At 65.0% G+C, this 15,927-nt stretch carries 11 protein-coding genes; 5 read left to right on the forward strand and 6 right to left on the reverse strand.

Features of this window, described 5'->3' with window-relative positions:
* Positions 1-2: 2 nt before the first annotated feature.
* Entirely contained in the window at positions 3-677 is a 675-nt protein-coding gene (locus ACX1DW_RS06065; protein ID WP_102841241.1) for a TIGR04211 family SH3 domain-containing protein, read from the reverse strand.
* A 451-nt stretch (positions 678-1,128) separates the two neighbouring features.
* Here ACX1DW_RS06065 and ACX1DW_RS06070 point away from each other — a divergent pair, with 451 nt between their 5' ends.
* The 4 genes from ACX1DW_RS06070 (at position 1,129) to ACX1DW_RS06085 (ending at position 6,197) form a co-directional block, all read left to right on the forward strand.
* Positions 1,129-3,534, forward strand: a complete 2,406-nt coding sequence (locus tag ACX1DW_RS06070) for a PAS domain-containing protein (RefSeq protein ID WP_458993389.1) — start codon at positions 1,129-1,131, stop codon at positions 3,532-3,534.
* 131 nt (positions 3,535-3,665) lie between these two features.
* On the forward strand, positions 3,666-4,994 hold the full coding sequence (locus ACX1DW_RS06075; protein ID WP_152481224.1) for a TrkH family potassium uptake protein: 1,329 nt from the start codon (positions 3,666-3,668) through the stop codon (positions 4,992-4,994).
* Positions 4,984-5,688 carry a potassium channel family protein gene (locus tag ACX1DW_RS06080; RefSeq protein ID WP_152481225.1) on the forward strand — a complete coding sequence of 235 codons (705 nt, stop codon included), beginning with the start codon at positions 4,984-4,986 and terminating at the stop codon, positions 5,686-5,688. The genes ACX1DW_RS06075 and ACX1DW_RS06080 overlap by 11 nt, the downstream gene beginning before the upstream one ends.
* A 119-nt stretch (positions 5,689-5,807) precedes the next feature.
* Entirely contained in the window at positions 5,808-6,197 is a 390-nt protein-coding gene (locus tag ACX1DW_RS06085; RefSeq protein WP_017244987.1) for a GFA family protein, read from the forward strand.
* 3 nt (positions 6,198-6,200) lie between these two features.
* On the opposite strand, the gene ACX1DW_RS06090 is transcribed toward ACX1DW_RS06085, so the two are convergent.
* From ACX1DW_RS06090 to ACX1DW_RS06110, 5 genes are all read right to left on the reverse strand, one after another.
* On the reverse strand, positions 6,201-8,549 hold the full coding sequence (locus ACX1DW_RS06090) for an FdhF/YdeP family oxidoreductase (RefSeq protein WP_152481226.1): 2,349 nt from the start codon (positions 8,547-8,549) through the stop codon (positions 6,201-6,203).
* Positions 8,546-9,343, reverse strand: coding sequence for a formate dehydrogenase accessory sulfurtransferase FdhD (gene fdhD, locus ACX1DW_RS06095; RefSeq protein ID WP_267932734.1), 798 nt, complete (start codon positions 9,341-9,343; stop codon positions 8,546-8,548). Before fdhD ends, ACX1DW_RS06090 begins: the two co-directional genes overlap by 4 nt.
* 107 nt (positions 9,344-9,450) lie before the next feature.
* The gene (locus ACX1DW_RS06100; protein ID WP_267932735.1) at positions 9,451-10,338 is read right to left on the reverse strand and encodes a LysR family transcriptional regulator; all 888 of its coding nucleotides are present in this window, start codon (positions 10,336-10,338) and stop codon (positions 9,451-9,453) included.
* Between the two features lie 50 nt (positions 10,339-10,388).
* Complete coding sequence (locus ACX1DW_RS06105; RefSeq protein WP_267932736.1) at positions 10,389-11,426, reverse strand: AraC family transcriptional regulator; 1,038 nt, start codon at positions 11,424-11,426, stop codon at positions 10,389-10,391.
* A 7-nt stretch (positions 11,427-11,433) separates the two neighbouring features.
* Positions 11,434-12,348 (reverse strand): GGDEF domain-containing protein, encoded by a 915-nt coding sequence (locus ACX1DW_RS06110; protein ID WP_014596579.1) that lies wholly within the window; start codon positions 12,346-12,348, stop codon positions 11,434-11,436.
* A 1,044-nt stretch (positions 12,349-13,392) separates the two neighbouring features.
* Between ACX1DW_RS06110 and ACX1DW_RS06115 the strand changes: the two genes are divergently transcribed.
* On the forward strand, positions 13,393-15,876 hold the full coding sequence (locus tag ACX1DW_RS06115; RefSeq protein ID WP_267932737.1) for a TonB-dependent receptor: 2,484 nt from the start codon (positions 13,393-13,395) through the stop codon (positions 15,874-15,876).
* Positions 15,877-15,927: the final 51 nt, after the last annotated feature.

Genomic DNA, 15,927 nt, shown 5'->3' on the forward strand with positions numbered 1-15,927 from the left:
TCTCAGAACCAGCGATCGTTGCGTTTGCGACCGCGGGTCAGCGACGGCAGGATCAGTCCAACCAGCAACCCGGCACCGGCGATGCTGCCGCCATAGATCATGTACTGCATGAGCATCTGCTTGTTCTCGTCACCGAGACGGGCCTGGGTAGCGCGCAGTTCGGACTGGGTTTCGGTCAGAGACGCTTCGAGCGCGGCGCGGCGGGCTTCGAGCTCGTCGATCAGCGCCTTGCGCGAATCGAGGGTCTCCTGCATGCCCTGTACCCGCAGTTGCCAGCTGTCATCGATGGTCTTGAGCTCTTCGCTCAGCTCAGCCACTTGTTGCTCGAGCTGCGGTAGGCGTTCGGCCTGGCCCGGGACTTCCTGCAACTCGCTGCTGGGAATCCAGACGGTTGAGCCCGACTCCGAGCGGACCTGGCTGTAGTCGCCCTGGGTGCTGATCAGTTCGACCTTTTGCCCGGAGGTCAGCGTACCGACGATGCGATAGCCATCGGTTGGACCGCTACGTACATAGGTGTTCAGGCTGTCGCTGACCCAGCGTGTGTTGTCGGTGGGCTCTTGGGAATGGGCCGGCCCGGCGACCAGCATGGCGCCGAATAGGCCGGCGCCGATCCACTTGCACGACCGGGAGGAGGTAAGGCGGGAAAGCAGGGCAGAAGGATGAAGAGATATGGGCATGAAGGATTCGCGATATTGAAATAAGAGTAAGTCCCGGGGCGGGGCACTGAGGTTGGCTGCACCTGGCCCTTTGGGGCGCTGTCGATACCGGACGACAGGCACGTTGGACACAGCCGGCGGGGCGGCGACCCTAGTCGGGAGCCCGAGACACAAGGCGCGGAAATCGAGCGCGCAGTCGCCGCTCCGTATGGCGCATCAGCTGAATGACAGCCGTTGCGGCGAAAAGTTCGCGCGCGCTGCGCCAGTCGATGAGCGGCTTTCGGCGATATCGGATGTGCAAAACCTGGCCTTTTTTGCTTTGATTGCCGCCACATTATGGGTAGCGGTTCGCCCTTGATCATGGATATCGACGAGGGGAACACTTCTGGAAAATCTTACCCGCGAGGAGCTCGTAGCTGAGGTGGTGCGCTTGCGCGCCAAGCTGAATGACAGCACCACCGATGATTCCGAAATGCGCTATCGCCTGGCAGCCAAGGCCACCCGTGATGCCGTCTGGGATTGGGATCTCGAGTCGGATCATGTGCTCTGGAATGAGGCGCTGGAACAGGCCTATGGGTATCCGCTGGCGTTTGTCGACACGTCCGGCCAATGGTGGCTGGAGCAGATCCACCCGGCGGATCGTGAGCGGATCAGGCGATCGATCCACGCGATCATCGACGGCGGTGGCACGACCTGGACCGACGAGTATCGTTTTCAGCGCCTGGATGGGACATACGCGGAGATCCTCGATCGCGGCCATGTGATTCGTACGGCACAGGGCCGGGCGGTGCGCATGATTGGCGCAATGCTCGATCTGACCCGCGTACGTGCCGCCGAAGCGGCGTTGCGCCAGAGCGAAGAGCGTTTCAGCGCGATACTGCAGACCATCGAAGCGGCCTTTGCCATCGTTCAGGTCAAGTTCGACGCCGATGACCGCCCCGTGGACTACCGCTTCGTCGAGGTCAACCCGGCTTTCGAACGCCAGACAGGCGTCGATCTGCGCGGCAAATGGGTCACCGAGTTCGCCCCGGAGCTGGAGCAGTTCTGGTTCGAAGCCTATGGCCATGTCGCCAAGACCGGTGAGCCGGCCAACTTCGAAAGCTACGCGCGAGCGTTCGAGCGCTGGTTCGACGTGCGGGCAGTCCGGGTCGGCGATCCCAGCGAGCGCCGGATCGCCATCCTGTTCAACGACGTTACCGAGCGGCGGGATGCCGAGAATCGTCTGCGCATCAGCGAAGCGCTGGCACGCGAGAACGTCCAGCGCGTCCAGCTGGCGTTGGCGGCTGGGGCGATCATTGGCACCTGGAACTGGGACCTGCAGACGGACCAGTTCACCGTCGATGACGGTTTTGCTCGCGCCTTCGGCCTCGATCCTAGGCTTGGCCGCGAAGGGCTCGGCCTGGAACAGGTCATCACGACGGTCCATCCGGAAGACAGAGCGGGGCTGCTCGCCGCAATCGACGAGGCTATTGCCCGCGGTGGGGCCTACGCACACCAATACCGAGTACGTCGCGCCGATGGTCGTTACTACTGGATCGAGGCCAATGGCCGTGTCGATCATGGCCCGGACGGCACTGCGCTGAGCTTTCCGGGCGTGCTCATCGATGTCGAGGACCGACGCTCCATCGAGGCCGAGCGTGACCGTGCCACTGCAGCACTGCGAGCGCTGAACGACACCCTTGAGCAGCGCGTCGCCGAACGGACGGCCGAGTTGATCCACGCCGAGGAAAAGCTGCGCCAGTCGCAGAAGATGGAGGCGGTGGGGCAGCTGACTGGCGGTCTGGCGCATGACTTCAACAACCTGCTGGCGGGCATCAGCGGCGCGTTGGAGCTCATGAGCATGCGGATCGCCCAGGGCCGGCTGAGCGATATCGACAAGTACATGCTGGCGGCCCAGGGCGCGGCCAAGCGTGCCGCGGCGCTGACCCACCGGCTGCTGGCGTTCTCCCGGCGGCAGACTCTGGATCCGCGGCCGCTTGACGTGAGTGTCCTGGTGGATGGCATGACCGAGCTGATCCAGCGCACGGTGGGCCCGAGCATCCTCGTCGAGACCATCAGCGCTCCCTTTCTCTGGCCCGTGTCGGTGGATGCCAGCCAGCTGGAGAACGCCATTCTCAATCTCTGCATCAACTCGCGTGACGCCATGCCAGACGGCGGACGCATCACCATCGAGACGGCCAATCGCTGGCTCGGGCCGGACGCTGCGCAGGCGCAAGAGCTGCCCGCCGGGCAATACCTCTCGCTGTCGGTGAGCGATACCGGCACGGGAATGACGCCTGGTGTGATGGCCAAGGCGTTCGATCCGTTCTTTACCACCAAGCCGATCGGTGAAGGCACAGGGCTCGGGCTTTCGATGATCTACGGTTTCGCCAAACAGTCGGGGGGGCAGGTGCGTGTCAGCTCGGAAGTGGGCCAAGGCACCTCGATGACCATCTACCTGCCGCGCTATCACGGTCAGGCAGGCGCCTCTGCCGCTACCCCGGGCCGCAGCGGCGCGACCCTGGCCGGAGCCTGTGCGACCATCCTGATCGTCGACGACGAACCGACTGTACGCCTGCTGCTGACCGATGTGCTTGGCGATCTCGGCTACACATTGATCGAGGCGGCGGACAGCCTCGCTGGGCTGAAGCTGCTGCAGTCGGATGTTGCGATCGATCTGTTGATCACCGATGTCGGGTTGCCGGGCGGAATGAACGGGCGGCAGATGGCCGACGCTGGAAGACAGGTCCGACCAGGTCTCAAGACGCTGTTCATCACCGGCTATGCGGAAAGCGCAGCCCTGGGCAACAGCTCGCTTGGGGAGGGCATGCAGGTACTGACCAAGCCGTTCGCGATAGAGATCCTCGCCGCTCGTGTACTGGAACTGCTCAGCAGCTAAGGCCGGGGCGGCCCAGGATGATTACTCGGCGGTGTTGAATATCCACGGCAATGCGCCTAGCCTCTCGCCCTGCTTTCCAGGGCCGCCGATTCCGATGGCTCTAACCTCTCGGTTCCGTCGGTGTGGATCGAATGAAATCACTGTTGCATCCGGGTCGGGCTGTCGCGCTCGTATTCCTGTTCGCCATCCTCTGTGGTACCGCTCTCCTGTCCCTGCCGGTCGCTCACGTGCAGAGCGAGCCAGTACCCTGGGTTACTGCATTGTTCACTGCTGTCTCGGCGGTCTGCGTGACCGGCCTGGTGGTGGTCGACACCGGCACCTATTGGTCGACCTTCGGCCAGGTGGTGATCATGGTGCTGTTCCAGCTTGGTGGCTTCGGCATGATGACCCTGGCGACCTTGCTGGGATTGCTGGTCAACCGTTCGTTCCGCTTGCGGGCCAAGCTGATCGCGCAGGCCGAGTCCCATGTACTGGGTCTGGGCGACATCAGCAGCGTGGCGAAACTGGTGCTGGTCGTCACGCTGGTGATGGAGCTGGCGGTCATGCTGCTGCTGACCCTGCGGCTGCATTTGTCGTACGGGCTTGGTTGGGGCGAGGCCGCCTGGAGCGGCCTGTTCCATGCCGTATCGGCGTTCAATAACGCGGGATTCTCCATTCATGGCGATGGCCTTGTGCGCTACGCCACCGATGAATTCATTCTGCTGCCGATCATGTGCGCCATCGTCATCGGCGGCATCGGCTTTCCGGTTCTCAACGATCTGCGCCGCAGGTGGTCGGACCCGCGTCACTGGTCGCTGCACACCAAGCTGACGCTGTCCGGGACGGCGGTGCTGCTGGTGGGCGGCTTCATGGCGGTGCTGCTGTTCGAGTGGTCCAACCCGGGTACGCTCGGGCCCATGGCCTGGGCCGACAAGCTTCTTTCGGCTGCCTTCGTTTCGGTCTCGGCGCGTACGGCCGGTTTCAATGCGCTCGATATCGGCGCGCTGACGCATGAAAGCTGGGCGTTGCACTATTTCCTGATGTTCATCGGTGGCGGCAGCGCCGGTACTGCCGGTGGGGTGAAGGTCGGAACCGTCGCCATCCTTGCGCTGCTGGTGATCGCCGAGATCCGCGGCAGGGCCGACACCGAAGCGTTCGGCCGCCGGGTCGGCAGTTCGGCCCAGCGCCAGGCAATCACCGTGCTGGTGCTGGGGAGTGCCATGGTCGTGCTGGGTACGCTGTTCATTCTTCGAGACACCGACATCCCGACGGACCAGGTCATCTTCGAGGTCATTTCTGCATTCGGTACCGTGGGACTCTCCACCGGTATCACCGCCGACCTGCCGGAGGCGAGTCAGCTCATGCTGACTCTGCTCATGTATGTCGGCCGGGTCGGCACCATCACCCTTGCGGCTTCACTCGCGCTGGGCGAGCACCGCATGCCATACCGCTATCCGGAGGAACACCCAATTGTTGGCTAAGTTGCTGTTTTCTGAGCAGTTCTCTTTTTCGAAAGGCGACAGTGTGGTGGTCATCGGGTTGGGGCGATTCGGCAGCTCGGTGGCGCGCTCACTGACGCGCCTGGGGCACGACGTGATGGGCATCGATCAGGCCGCCGAGCCCGTGCATGCCTGGGCCGATCTGCTGACCCATGCGGTGCAGGCCGATTCCACCAATGTCATGGCGCTGCGGCAGCTCGGCGTCGCCGATTTCCCCCACGCCATCGTCGGTATCGGCTCGGACATGGCGGCGAGCCTGATGACCATCATGGCGTTGACCGAACTGGGCATCAAAGACATCTGGGTCAAGGCGCTGACCACCGAGCATGGACAGATCGCGACGCGGATCGGTGCGCATCATGTGGTCTATCCCGAGGCGGACATGGGCGAGCGGGTTGCCCATCTGATCTCCGGACGGATGATGGACTTCATCGAGTTCGACGACGGCTTCGCCATCGCCAAGATACATGCGCCGGAACGCGTTCATAACGCGACGCTCGCCGCCGCCGGGGTGCGCGAGAAGTTCGGCGTAACCGTCGTCGGCCTCAAGCGCGCCAATGAGGACTTTCAGCATGCGACGCCCAGCACCCAGGTACTGCCAGGTGATCTGCTGATCGTCTCGGGGCCGACCCATGACATCCAGCGTTTCGCTGGCCAGGGGCGCAAGGGAAGCTGAAGCTGGTCTTCGTTAGTGCGGCAGCCGAGAGGCGACTACGCTTCTCGGGCGGTCGAGCCACGACCGTGCGCCCGCGACCCCTGGCGCGGAGCTCTCGGCACTGACGGAGGAGACACAAGGTGAATTCATTAAGCGGTGGCTGCCTGTGCGGCGACGTGCGCATCGTGACGGCGGGGCAGCCCTATCGAGTCGGCATCTGTCATTGCCTGGACTGCCGTAAGCACCACGGCGCGCTGTTCTACGCCGCTGCGGTGTTCCCGCAGGATGCGGTGACCGTTGAGGGCGAGACGGCCGAATACGCCGGACGGTACTTCTGCCCCCGCTGTGGCTCGTCGGTTTTTTCCCGCTTCGCCGATGAGATCGAGGTACACCTGGGCGCACTGGATGCGCCCGACCAGCTGACGCCGACCTACGAATGCTGGACCGTGCGCCGCGAAGCCTGGCTGCCAGCGTTTCCGCTCAACCGGCGCTACCCGCACGACCGCGACGACTCCAGTCGCTTCGAATGAGCGTCATTGCCCACTGGCGATCAGCGGCTGCCCGGTCTTCTGCGTGTTCGGCAGCACGCGAATCGCGATGAATTTCGAAGTCGGCGTGTGGCTGCGCTCGCCAAAGCTCTCCAGCGGCACCAGCGGATTGGTCTCCGGGTAGTAGGCGGCGGCCTGGCCGAGCGGGGTGTCGTAGGCGAGCAGGGTGAAGCCGCTAACGCGCCGTTCGATACCGTCGTCCCATAGCGAAACCAGATCGACCTGCTGGCCGGCTTCAAGGCCCAGGCGCTGGATGTCGGCGGGGTTGACGAACACCACCTCGCGCATCCCCCTGACGCCGCGGTAGCGGTCGTCCAGGCCGTACAGCGTGGTGTTGTACTGGTCGTGGGAGCGCAGCGTCTGCAGGATCAGGTCGGCACCGATGCCCGCCTGGCGCGCCCGCTCTGGCAAAAGGTCGGCCGGCAGCGCATGTGCCTTGAACTCGGCGCGGCCGCTGGCGGTGCTCCATTCCCGACGCGCGGCCGCGTTGCCCAGATAGAAACCGCCAGGGCGATGCAGGCGGTGGTCGAAGCCGGAGAAACCCGGGATGGTCGCCGCGATCAGCTCGCGGATTCGTGCGTAGTCCTCCACCAGCCATAGCCAGTCCACCGGGCGCTTGCCCAGCGTGGCGGCGGCGATACCGGCGACGATGGCGGGCTCCGAACGCATCTGCGTCGACAGCGGCTCCAGCTGGCCCCGGGAGGCGTGGATCATGCTGAACGAATCTTCCACGGTCACCGCCTGCGGGCCGCAGGCCTGGCGGTCGATGTCGGTGCGGCCGAGGCAGGGCAGGATCAGCGCATCGCGACCCATGGTCAGGTGGCTGCGGTTGAGCTTGGTGCTGATCTGCACGGTCAGCGCGCAGTTGCGCAACGCCTGGCGGGTGCGCGGGCTGTCCGGCGTGGCCTGGGCGAAGTTGCCGCCCAGGCCGATGAATACCTGCACCTCGCCGGCCAGCATGGCCTGGATGCATTCCACGGTGTTGTGCCCGGGCTGGCGGGGCATCGGCAGGGCGAAATGGCGCTCCAGCGCATCCAGTAGTGCGGCCGGCGGGCGTTCGTTGATGCCCATGGTGCGATCACCCTGCACGTTGCTGTGGCCGCGCACCGGGCAGGCACCGGCCCCAGGCTTGCCGAGGTTGCCGCGCAGCATCAGCAGGTTGGCGATCTCCTGGATGGTCGCCACCGAATGATGGTGCTGGGTGATGCCCATGGCCCAGCAGACGATGGTCCGCCCGGCGTCGCGGTAGATCGCGGCGGCCTGGCCGATCGCGTCGCGTTCGAGCCCGGACTGCTGCTCGATCTGCGCCCACGGCGTGGCATCGATCGCCTCCAGATAGGCATCGACGGCATGGGTGTGCTCGGCGATGAAGTCGCGATCGAACACCGCCGGTCCGCCGCTCCCCAGCGCTTCGCGTTCCCATTGCAGCAGGTACTTGGCGATGCCGCGCAGTACGGCCAGATCGCCGCCAAGGTTGGGGCGCAGGTAAAGGCTGTGGGTTGGCGCGTCCTGGTTGGCGAGCATCTCGATGGGCTTCTGCGGATGCTGGAATCGTTCCAGGCCCCGTTCGCGCAGTGGATTGAAACAGACCACCTGGGCACCGCGCTCCAGCGCCTGGCGCAGCGGTTCGAGCATGCGCGGGTGGTTGGTGCCGGGGTTCTGGCCAAGTACGAAGATCGCATCGGCGTGGTCGAAATCTTCCAGCGTTACCGTGCCCTTGCCGACACCGATGGATTCGGTGAGGGCGACGCCGCTGGCCTCGTGGCACATGTTCGAGCAGTCGGGAAAATTGTTGGTGCCGAAGCTGCGGCCGAACAGCTGGTAGAGATAGGCCGCTTCGTTGCTGGCCCGACCGGATGTGTAGAAGGCTGCCTGGTGCGGGCTGGCCAGGCCGTTCAGGTGTCGCGCGATCAGCGCGAACGCATCATCCCAGGTGATCGGCTGATAGCGGTCGCTGGCCGCGTCATAACGCACCGGTTCGGTGAGGCGTCCCTGGTATTCGAGCCAGTAATCGCTCTGCTCACGCAGCTGGCTGACGCTGTGGCGGGCGAAGAAGGCGGCATCCACGCGGCGGCGCGTGGCTTCCCAGTTCACCGCCTTGGCGCCGTTCTCGCAGAACTTCACCGCACCGGCCTCCGGCGAATCGCCCCAGGCGCAACCGGGGCAGTCGAAGCCGCCGTTCTGGTTGGTCTTGAGCATGGCGCGGATGTTCTTCAGCGCATTGCCGCTGCCGAGCCAGGCGCTGGCCACGCTGCGCAGGGCGCCCCAGCCGCCAGCCGGGCCGGCGTAGGGCTGGAAGCGGGTGGCGGGATGGAAGCGGGACATGCGGCTCATGGGTGACATCCGTTCTGGTCGGGCAGCGCAGGCGCAGGGCTGTAGACCCGCGGAGCGCTGTGGTGGGGCAGATGAATGAGGTTGAGGTGGTGCTGACGCGCCCACTGCACGGTGAGCTGAGTCGGTGCCGAGAGGCTGACCAGCGTGCCGATGCCGGCGCGCACGGCCTTGTGGATCAATTCCAGGCTGCAGCGGCTGGTGATCACGATGAAGCCTTCGCTCGGCTTGCGGCGTTGCAGCGTCAGCGCGCCGATCAGCTTGTCCAGCGCGTTATGCCGGCCGATGTCCTCACGGCAGAGGGCGATCTTTCCGTTTCCGTCGACATACAGCGCCGCGTGCAGCGCACCGCTGTCGCGAGCCATCAGCTGGGCGCTCGCAATGCGCTGGCGCAGCTCATGGAAATGCCCTTCGGGTGGCAGTGCTGTCGGCTGCAGCGGAACCAGCCGCGGCAGTGCCTGATCCAGCGCATCCACCCCGCAGAGTCCGCAGCCGCTGGTGCCGGCAAGCTGGCGACGCTGCTGCTTGAGTGTCCAGAACGCCCGCGGGCTGACCTGTACGTCCGCGCGGCGAGCGCTGCCGTCGCCGAGCAGGCGCAGGTCACGCAGGTCATCGAGTCGCTCGATCAGCCCGCCAGCGAGGCTGAAGCCGACGACGAATTCTTCCAGATCCTGCGGCGTCATCATCATCACGGCATGGTTCAGACCGTTGTAGCTGATGGCCAGCGCGCATTCCTCGGCCAACAGCGCAGCGCGTGCATCGTGCGGTTCGGCGGAATTCAGAGTGGCGTAGAGCATAGCGGCTGCCTGCGACAGGTCGACGCAGGCAGCCTAGGAGCGCCGGTGCCGGCCGTCCAATCGCTATGTCCGATGGTGTGATCGATGGCGTCGATCACAAGCACCTTTCATCGCAGTTGCAGCAGTTCGCGGGCCTCGTTGAAACAGGCCTCGCCCAGTGCGGATCGCGGCGAGTCGCGCCGCAGGATCAGCCCCAGCGGCGCCAGGGTGCTGGCATTGTCGATAGGCGTCAGCGTCAGCCGGCTGTCCAGGGCCTCGAGCCCGCTGTCGAGCGGCATGATGGCGCAGCACAGACCGGCGCCTACGGCCTGCAGCAGGTGATGTACGGCATCGGTCTGCAGCCGCGGCGCAAGGCTCAGGCCACGGCTGCGCAGCGCGTGGTCGATGGACTGGCGAAAGTGCATGCCGCCGGTCAGCAGGCCCAGGGGCAGGCCAGCCAGGGCCTCCCAGCTCAGCGAAGGGGCATCGAAGCGGAAATGGCGCTCGTCATGCAGCAGGCCCATGCGCGTTTCGCCCAGGGGCAGGCTGGCGAAGTGCGCGTCGTCGAGGCGCTCCAGATAGGACAGGCCGAGATCCAGCAGATTACGGCTGAGTCGCTCGAGAATCTGCTCGCTGCTGAGTGCGAACAGCTCGAAACGCAGGCTCGGATGGCGTTCGCCGAACGCCCGTACCAGCTGCATCGGGTCGAACCCGGCCAGCGGCACTACGCCCAGGCGCAGCGTGCCGACCAGCTGGCCGCGGCAAGAGGCGGCTTCGGCCAGCAGTCCGTCCTGAGCGGCCAGCAGGCTACGCGCCCAGGCCAGGATGCGCTCACCTTCGGGCGTGAAGCCTTCGAAGCGCTGGCCACGAATCACCAGCTGCAGACCGAGCTCGTCTTCCAGGGTGCGCAGGCGCATCGACAGCGTCGGCTGGGTGACGTGACAGCGCGCCGCCGCCTGGCTGAAATGCCGCGTTTCGTCGAGCGCCACGAGAAACTTCAGCTGCTTGATGTCCATGCCCGGTCCGTTTGCATCGAAGGTAGTGCGGGCCGAACCTTAGCATTTCCTCAGGGTGCGTCGAACAGTGGCTGCAGCCCGCTGGGCACCACGCCTGTCCAGCGCTTGAAAGCGCGGCGGAAATTGGTGGTGTCGTTGAAGCCCAGGTGCCGCGCCACAGCCTCGTTACCCAAGCCACAGGCCTGGTAGAGGTAGAGCGCGACGTGCTTGCGAACCAGGTCCAGTTGCTCCTGGAAATGCGTACCGTGCTTGGCCAGCTTGCGCTTGAGCGTCGCCGGGCTCATGGCGAACGCGACGGCGACGCGCTCGAGATTCAGCGGCTCGCGGATGTGCGCCTCCAGGTACTGGTAGAACGCATCGAGAAAGGCGCACGGCCCGTCCAGCGCATCGATCTGTTGCTGGCTGGCCTGCACCGCGACCTGGCCCACGGTGGTCGACGCCTCCGGCCAGGGCTGATGCAGGTATTCGCGCGGCAGGCTGAGCAGGGTCAGCTGGCGGTCGAACTGCAGCGCATCGCCCAGATGCACCCAGTACTGCTCGATGTGCCGCGGCTGCGCATAGGCGAACTGGAAGCGCCAGGGCAACCGCAGACCGGAGCCGCGTTTGCACAGCGCGACGATGGCGGTCAGGTGGGCTTCCACGAGAAAGCGCTGAAGCCGCCCGGTAGCGGCGCCATCGACCCAGTACAGATGAATCTGGTGCTCATCCAGCAGCAGCCTCGGGGCCAGCAACGGGCAGAGCAGGGCGCGGAACTGACAGAGGCGCTCCAGCGCCTGCTCGAGATTGCCGGCATTGGCCAGCGCCAGGCTGACTTCGCCGTAATGGCCGGGCAGCAGGCGCTGGCCGAAGAGGAAACTGCTGTCCGCTGCGCCGAGCAGGCGTTCCGCGTTGCCGATCAGGGTCAGCAACTGCGCCGGGCTGACCCGTGCACGGCCACTGGCGATGTCTTCGTAGAACAGCCCGCTGCCGCGCAGCAGCGCGTGGCTGTCGATGCCGCGCGACAACGCCAGGTCCAGCAGGACCGCCGGCTGGTGATGCGCGGCGATGAAGCGGCTATCCCACTCGTACCAGCGTAAGGAGCTGCTCATGGTCGTCTCAGGCGCAGCGCGGCAGTGACTGCTTGGCCTTGGCCAGCGCGAGGTTGAGGCGCTGGAGCAGCTGCTCGGCATCGTCGTCGAAGGCCATCACCACCGCGGTACTGGCGCTCAGATGCAGGCGTTCGCCATGCTGGCGCGTCTTGTGGGCGAGGCTGGCCACGGCGGTCTGCAACTCCTCGGCAAGCTGCCGCGCCTGCTGTTCGGCAGTATCCGGCAGGAGCACGACGAAGCGATCGCCGGCCAGGCGGCAGAGCAGGTCCTGATGACGAAGGTTGAGCACCAGCAGCTGCGCCACGGCCTGCAGCACCAGATCGCCCTCGGCCTGGCCGTAGCGCTGATTGACCCGGCTGAAGTCGTCCAGGTCGATCGCCAGCAGAGACAGCGGGCGCTGCTCCTCGTCGGCCTGGCGCAGGGTCTGATCGAGCTGCCGCCGCAGGTATTCGGCGGTGCTCAGCGGGGTGAGGTTGTCGAACAGCCGATGTTCGCGGAACAGCCGCTCGCGCTTGTGCATCTGCGCGTTGATGGCGCGTTGTTCCTGGTTCAGGTGGTAGATGCCGAAGGTCAGCAGCAACAGACCCACAGGCATTGGCGCGGTTTCCAGCCAGTTATCCCAGGCGATGCTGGCGGGGATCTGGATGAACTCGTCAAGCAGGTCCATCCACCAGGAAAAGCAGATGCAGGCCAGGCCCAGTGCGAGCAACCGCGTCACCCGGCCGGCCGGGCGGCTGTGCAGCAACATGACCAGCCAGGCGAGGGCGAGGGCGGCGCAACCTCCTTCGCCGACGACGTCCATCCAGTCGATCTCGCCCCAGGATTTGACCGTGCCGACGGCGAGCAGCAGCTGCAGGCCGACGTTGGCAGCCAGGGCGAGGCCGAGGAGGGTGAGGGTGTGGAGTTTGAGGAGGGATTTCATCGGGTCTCCGTGGCGGGTTCGCGCCAGTGCGTGAGGGCACGGAAACAGATGGATGTGACGGTTGGATGAATGGGGTGGGGGTTGAATTGGCTCAGGGGGTTTTTAATCTTTTGGGGCGTCAGACGAATTAGGGAGTTGCTTGATAGCTGGGTTTCGCCCTGCTGGGCGACCTACTTTTTCCAGTCGCGGAAAAAGTAGGCAAAAACGCTTGCCCCTGCATCCGGCCCCGGCTGCGCCGGGGTTCGTTCTCTACGCCGCCGCTCCGAGGGTCGCCGTACAAGGGCCTTCCATGGCCCTTTACGGCTCTCGCGGCATCCATGCCGCTCGCCCCTCTGCACGACGGCTCCGTTCACCCTTCTGAAGGGGCGATTGGATGTCGCCTGGGAGGCAGTGCAAGCAGAACAATGAGCGGTCCTATTAAAGGATCACTCGTGGTTTCTACGAGCATAAGAGCCGTGCTTTGGAGCTCTGCGTTACGTAGGTGAAGCATTTCTAGGCGCTGTCCACCCCAAAGGGGGTAGCTCTGCATGTACTTGCACAGACCACCAGGCAATACCGAATGCCCCTTTCAGGAGGCCGAATGGAATCGTTGCGTAGGGGAGCGAGCGGCATGGATGCCGCGAGAGGCGTAAAGGGCCATGGAAGGCCCTTGTACGCCGGCCCCCGGAGCGGCGATGGAGTGAGGGAAGTCGAGCGCAGCGAGACCCGGATGGCAGGGGCAAGACTTTTTGGTTCCTTTTGGCGGGGCCGGCCATCCGGGCGACTGCCAAAAGGAACTCGCGCAGCAGCGCGAAACAGATGGATCGGACCTCCCGAAAAATGGGTTGGTCCCCACAACTTGATCCCAGCGTGTCTGAGATAGGCAACTCGTATCCATACCGCTAAAAACAGGTCATATCAGCTCAACCCCACCTCCAAAATCCCCCAAACCCCATCTTTCCAACCCCTCCCCAAACCCCCTGTCACAGAACCGCCATATCCCCCACCTACCGTCCGCTGCAGTTCCGGGATGGACCCGGCAAACACCATTCGGGGGAATCGTTCATGAACACATACCGCAGCGGCATCCGCCATGCAGGATTCCGCATCAGCCTGCTGGCTCTGGCCGTCAGCGCCGGTTCGGCCTGGGCCGAGGAGCCGCTGGTCATGGAGCACGTCGAGGTCATCGGCCAGGCCGTCAGCATCGACGAGGCACTGAAGGACCAGCGCAGTTCCGACAGCGTCAAGAGCGTGGTGCATGCAGACGGCATCGGCCAGCTGCCGGATGACAACGCCGCCGAAGCGCTGCAGCGCATTCCGGGGATCTCGGTGGAGCGCGACCAGGGTGAAGGGCGCTTCGTCAGCGTGCGTGCCATCGCGCCGGATCTGAACAGCGTCACCATCAACGGCACCCTGGTCCCATCGCCGGAGAGCGATCGCCGTGCCGTGGCGCTCGACGTGCTGCCCTCGGAGCTGGTGCAGTCGCTGTCGGTGGTCAAGACGCTGACGCCGGACATGGATGCCAACTCCCTGGGCGGCACCATCGAGGTACAGAGCCTGTCGGCCTTCGATCATGACGGGTTGTTCTACAGCCTCAGCGGCGAGGGCAGTTATGACGACAACGTCGACAAGACCAGCCCGAAATTCTCCGGCGCCATCAGCGATCGCTTCAGCCTCGGCGATGGCGTCGACAATTTCGGCGTCGCCGCGGCCGTCAGCTGGCAGGAGCGCGACTTCGGCTCGGACAACGTCGAGACCGGCGGCAAGTGGGACTTCGCCGACGACGGCGCGCGGCTGGAGGAACTCGAGCAGCGCGACTACGAGATCACCCGCGAGCGCACCGGTTTCGGGCTGAACTTCGACTACAAGCCGGATGACGTCAGCAGCTATTACCTGCGTACGCTGTACAGCCGCTTCAAGGACACCGAAACGCGCAACGCCGCCGGCGTGGAGTTCGAGGACGCCCAGCTGCCTGGCGAAACCGGCGATGCCGAAGGCTGGCGCGAGCTGAAATCGCGCGAGGAAACCCAGACCATCCAGTCCTACGTGTTCGGCGGCGAACGCATGATGGGCCTCTGGATCCTGAGCGGACAGGTCGGCTACAGCCAGTCCCGCGAGCGCAATCCGGGTGGCATCTCCGGCGCGACCTTCGAAGGCGACTTCGCCGACGCCGGTTTCTCCAGCAGCCGCAAGCCGCGCCTGACAGTGGATTCTGCCTTCTACGATCCGGCTTCCTTCGAGCTGGATGAAGTGGAGTGGGAGAAGAGCGATACCCGCGACCGGGAGAAGAACATCCGCCTGGATCTGGCCCGCGACTACGACATCCAGGGCTACGCGGCGCAGGCCAAGTTCGGCGGCAAGCTCAGCCGCCGGCACAAGGACAACGACAGCGAGGTCTGGGTCTATGACGACTTCGACGACCTGACTCTGGCCGATTTCCAGGGTGGCAACGTCGACTACGCGCTCGGCCGCTTCGGCCCAGGCATCAGCGCCTCGGCCATCGAGGGCGCGATTGGCGGTCTGGATGCCAGCGAGTTCTACGACGAGGAGGAGTCGCGCATCAATGACTTCGACATGCACGAGGACATCAACGCCGCCTACCTGATGAACACCGTGGATATCGACCGCTGGCGCGTCATCGCTGGCCTGCGCTACGAAGGCACGCGCTTCAGCGCCAAGGGCACCGGCCTGCGCGACGGCCAGTTCGAGTCCATCTCCAGCAGCAATGACTACCACCACTGGTTGCCCGGCCTGCACCTGCGCTACCAGCTGACCGACGACACCATGATCCGCGCCGCCTGGACCAACAGCGTGGTGCGCCCGACCTTCGGCCAGCTGGCGCCCGGTTTCGTCATCGATGGTGACGACGCCGAGTTCGGCAACCCCGATCTCAAGCCGCTGGAGTCGATCAACTACGACCTTGGCATCGAGCACTACATGGGCCGCGCCGGCGTGGTGTCGGCGTACCTGTTCTACAAGGACATCGACAACTTCATCTACAACACCGATCTGGCCGGCACCGGCCAGTGGGCCGCGTTCGACGAAGCGCTCAGCTTCCAGAACGGCAGCAGCGCAAAACTCTACGGCCTGGAGCTGGCCTACTCGCAGAAGCTCGACTGGCTGCCGGCGCCGTGGAACGGCCTGTTGCTGGGCGCCAACGCCACCTTCAGCCAGTCCGACGCGGACATCGAGGGGCAGGGCATGCAGCGCAGCATCGACCTGCCGAACCACTCCGACACGGTCGGCAACCTGATGCTCGGCTGGGAAAACGACCGGCTCAACCTGCGCCTGGCTGCGAACTACAAGTCGGACTACCTGTACGAGGTAGCCGGTATCGACGACGAGGCGCACGACCTCTACGTCGACGACCAGCTGTTCGTTGACTTCAAGGCCGGCTACTTCATCACGCCGAGCCTGCAGCTGACCTTCGAGGCGCTGAACCTGACGGACGAGACCTACTACGTCTACAGCGGCCGCCACGCCTACAACGCCCAGTACGAAGAGTACGGCCCGACCTACAAGCTCGGCCTGACCCTGACCCACTTCTGACCCCTATGCCGCTCCGGTGCCCGCCGTTCCCCTTTACGGCCGGGCGCCGGC

It is taken from the genome of Stutzerimonas sp. KH-1 (assembly GCF_054483855.1).

Bases quoted from the DNA above. Each gene is read 5' to 3' on its own strand.
- fdhD (WP_267932734.1), bottom strand. From the start codon at position 9,343: ATGCTCTACGCCACTCTGAATTCCGCCGAACCGCACGATGCACGCGCT.
- ACX1DW_RS06075 (WP_152481224.1), top strand. From the start codon at position 3,666: ATGAAATCACTGTTGCATCCGGGTCGGGCTGTCGCGCTCGTATTCCTG.
- ACX1DW_RS06065 (WP_102841241.1), bottom strand. From the start codon at position 677: ATGCCCATATCTCTTCATCCTTCTGCCCTGCTTTCCCGCCTTACCTCC.
- ACX1DW_RS06090 (WP_152481226.1), bottom strand. From the start codon at position 8,549: ATGAGCCGCATGTCCCGCTTCCATCCCGCCACCCGCTTCCAGCCCTAC.
- ACX1DW_RS06105 (WP_267932736.1), bottom strand. From the start codon at position 11,426: ATGAGCAGCTCCTTACGCTGGTACGAGTGGGATAGCCGCTTCATCGCC.
- ACX1DW_RS06110 (WP_014596579.1), bottom strand. From the start codon at position 12,348: ATGAAATCCCTCCTCAAACTCCACACCCTCACCCTCCTCGGCCTCGCC.
- ACX1DW_RS06070 (WP_458993389.1), top strand. From the start codon at position 1,129: ATGCGCTATCGCCTGGCAGCCAAGGCCACCCGTGATGCCGTCTGGGAT.
- ACX1DW_RS06115 (WP_267932737.1), top strand. From the start codon at position 13,393: ATGAACACATACCGCAGCGGCATCCGCCATGCAGGATTCCGCATCAGC.
- ACX1DW_RS06100 (WP_267932735.1), bottom strand. From the start codon at position 10,338: ATGGACATCAAGCAGCTGAAGTTTCTCGTGGCGCTCGACGAAACGCGG.